The sequence below is a fragment of the Actinoalloteichus spitiensis RMV-1378 genome, from assembly GCF_000239155.1.
In the GTDB taxonomy this organism is placed as follows: Bacteria; Actinomycetota; Actinomycetes; order Mycobacteriales; family Pseudonocardiaceae; genus Actinoalloteichus_B; species Actinoalloteichus_B spitiensis.
The window spans coordinates 1-3,145 of record NZ_AGVX02000103.1; the positions used below are offsets into that span (position 1 = coordinate 1).

Sequence of the window (3,145 nt, forward strand, 5' to 3'; positions counted from 1 at the left end):
GGCGGCGGCAACCGGCTCGTCAAGGTCCGCCAGCGCCTCGCCGAGCAGGTCGGGGAAGCCGACGCCAACGCGCTGACCACCGGCATCGGACACGGCGCACCGCTGGCGAGCCTCGGCCCCCTGCTCGGCCTCGCCAGCCTCGCCGACGGTGACACCAGCCCGGCGGACCACATCCGCCAGTGGGGGCACCGCTGCCCCGACGAGTTCGAGATCTCCCTGCCCCGGCCTGCCGAGGACCCCACCTGGCTCGACCACCAACTCGCCGCGTTCCGCGAATCCCGCACCGACGTCCACGCCCTGCTCGCCAGGCGCCGAGCGGAACACGAGCAGGCGTGGTCGCGCTACCAGCGCGACCACCCCCGGCACGTCACGCGGACCCGCCGCGAACTGCGCTCGTGGGCCCGGCTCGTCCACGACCGCGAAGCCACCCGCTCCGAGGTCAACCGGGCGTTCTGGGCGATCCGCGACGTCGTCCTCCACGCCGGCGAACTGACCGGGCACGGCCACGACCTGTTCCTCCTCGAACGGCACGAGATCGAACGGGTACTGGCCGGCGACGACCGACCCCTCGCGGCCGTGCCGGCCCGCCGCGACGCCTACGAGCGGTACCGGGCACTGCCGAGCTACCCGACCCTGATCCGAGGCCACTTCGACCCCGAGCGGTGGGCGGCCGACCCACGGCGCCGCACCGACCTGTACGACGCGGCGACCGCCCCGTCGGCACCGGCACACCCCGAACGGCCGGGCCACCACCCCACCACCCCAGCGCCACGACCAGCGGTCAGCACCCCCGAACCCGAGCCGGAGGCCGACCCGGGCCCGATCACCGGATTCCCCGGCGCCGTCGGCACGGTGGAAGGCGTCGCCCGTGTCGTGACCTCCGTGGAGGACGCCGAGGACCTGCGGGCGGGCGAGGTGCTGGTCACCACCGTCACCAACGTCGGATGGACACCGTTGTTCCCCCGGGCGGCCGCCGTGGTCACCGACGTCGGCGCCCCGCTCTCCCACGCCGCGATCGTCGCCAGGGAACTCGGCATCCCCGCCGTCGTCGGCTGCGGGAACGCGACCATGCGGATCCGCACCGGCGACCGGCTGCGCGTGCACGGCGAACGCGGCGAGGTCCACCTGCTCGACCCGCCGACCGGGGGAGGAGCCCAACCCAGCGGGGCGTAGCGGAGCGCGTGGTGCGGGGAAGCGCGGTGCGGTCACGCCGCCGATACCGGCCCGCCGTCACCGAGCACGTTCGGAGCGAGCCATGCGCGAGGCGCGGCGTGGGAGGTTCGCGTGCAGCGCGGACGGTGGCTCACCGCCACGACCGGTCACGGGGCAATGGTGCCCGACGCGCTCGCCGACCCCAGCCTGGAAGCGAAGCCCGCGCACGCCGACCGCACCTCCTCGGGCTCCTCCACGGTGAACTCGACATCCAGGAAGGCGAGGTTCAACACCAGCCACTGCCAGGACTCCACGGTCAGGACCGCCCGGGTCCGCTCCGGCCCGACGGCGAGGAACTCCACCTGCTGGTAGCGCAGCACGTCCGCGACCGCCGCCACCGGAGCCTCCACGGTCACCACGACGCGGAGCGGTGACCGGGGCATGGTCCAACGCGGGTAGCCCACCCCGTCGTCCGGAGGGAGCGGACGAGGCGTGAACCCAGCCCCTCGGCGCGTGGCTCCGACATCCGGTCCATGCGGAACACCCGCCAGTCCCGGCGGCCGATGTCCCAGGCCAACAGGTACCAGCGCATCACCTGGTGCACCCGACGGTGGGGTTCGACCCTGCGGGTGGAGACCACGCCGGCGGCGTCGGTGTAGTCGAAGGTGAGGATGCGGCACTGCTGAACCGCCGCCCCCACGAGGTCGGCCGGGTTCCCACCCGTGCCCGTGCGCCAGCCTGGTTCCCGCTCCGCGTCGATGTCGAGGTCGGTGGGCCGGGTTGCCGGGTGCTGGGTGAGCTGGTCGAGCGCACGCCTGCCGGCGGCAGCGAGGGGGTCGCCGCCGTTCTCGGGGAGCGCGTGGCTCGCTGCCGTGGCGGCGGGTGGACTGTCCGCTCCACCCACGGCCACGGGGATGGGCGGTACGGTGTTCCCGCCGGTCATGCGGTAGTAGCCGCCCGGGCCGGGTTGCGCGTCCACGTCGTACCCGTAGCCCCGGAGCCGCTGGACGTCCCGGCGGATCGTCCGCTGGTCGACCCCCAGGAGTCGGGCGAGTTCCTCGCCGGAGACGGGTTGCCCGTTCCCCAGGGCTGCCAGCAGGGCGAGGGAACGCTGGGTCACATCGGCCACGAGCCCCAGTGTGGCCGAATTCAGGGCGGTTCCTGACCTGAATTCCGGAGCGGGAGGGGGCGCGGACGTCGGAGGGCGGCCGCTTCGCGTGGTTGGCGCCGCCGAACGGCGGCGAGCTCCGCTCGCGTGCGTCGGTGGTCGTGCCGGCCTGTCTCCGTGGTTCGCGGTACGAACGGGAGAGGACTCGCAGGTCGGGGGTGGTGCGGGGGAGTGGGTACCTCAGGGACGGGCGGGAGCGCCCGATGTTGTGGACTTTCCACCAAGCATGGCGTGACGTGGTGGAAGACGGGAATCGCGGACAGTTTCGTGCTCGTGGGCGGCGCGTGGTCGAGCGGTGCGGATGTTCTCGCGGTCGCGGGAGGACGGCGGCAGGGCGTGGGGACGCCTGGTGGAGCGGTGACCGGCCTGCTGAAGGGCTGTGGCGGGTGGACGGGATACTGTGGGCAGGGAGGATCTGCGGGATGCGGGAGACCGTCAGGAAAGTGAATGAGAATCGGTCGTGTCGCTCGTAACGTCGCAGGTCAAGAAGTGTCGTCCCCGCGCACGCGGGGCTGTTCCGGAGGAGTCCAGCCATGCAGCCTGACGCAGGCTGTCGTCCCCGCGCACGCGGGGCTGTTCCCCTGGCGTGGTGCACCGTTTCGGCCGGTGTCGCGTCGTCCCCGCGCACGCGGGGCTGTTCCCTATGCGGATGAGCTGGGCTACTGCTGGCCCAGCGTCGTCCCCGCGCACGCGGGGCTGTTCCGCGGATGGAGTCGGCCTCGGCTGGGCCGTTGTTGTCGTCCCCGCGCACGCGGGGCTGTTCCGGAAAGTCCCTCCTCGGGCTGAACGTCGCACAGGTCGTCCCCGCGCACGCGGGGCTGTTCC

The 3,145-nt window shown here is 73.2% G+C and carries 3 protein-coding genes and 1 CRISPR repeat array; of the genes, 1 reads left to right on the forward strand and 2 read right to left on the reverse strand.

All coding sequences use genetic code 11. From position 1 onward, the window contains the following. Nucleotides 1–1,173, forward strand: a 1,173-nt coding sequence (locus ACTIDRAF_RS27330) for a PEP-utilizing enzyme (protein WP_016697671.1), incomplete at its 5' end; no start/stop codon positions are given. A 146-nt stretch (nt 1,174–1,319) separates the two neighbouring features. Here the strand turns inward: ACTIDRAF_RS27330 and ACTIDRAF_RS31795 are convergent. Further along, on the reverse strand, nt 1,320–1,550 hold the full coding sequence (locus ACTIDRAF_RS31795) for a hypothetical protein (RefSeq protein WP_169533954.1): 231 nt from the start codon (nt 1,548–1,550) through the stop codon (nt 1,320–1,322). A gap of 14 nt (nt 1,551–1,564) precedes the next feature. Next, nucleotides 1,565–2,281: a helix-turn-helix transcriptional regulator gene (locus ACTIDRAF_RS27335; RefSeq protein ID WP_052168711.1), complete on the reverse strand. Its 717-nt coding sequence runs from the start codon at nt 2,279–2,281 to the stop codon at nt 1,565–1,567. A gap of 530 nt (nt 2,282–2,811) precedes the next feature. Beyond that, a CRISPR array of direct repeats spans nt 2,812–3,145; the repeat unit is 28 nt; unit sequence GTCGTCCCCGCGCACGCGGGGCTGTTCC.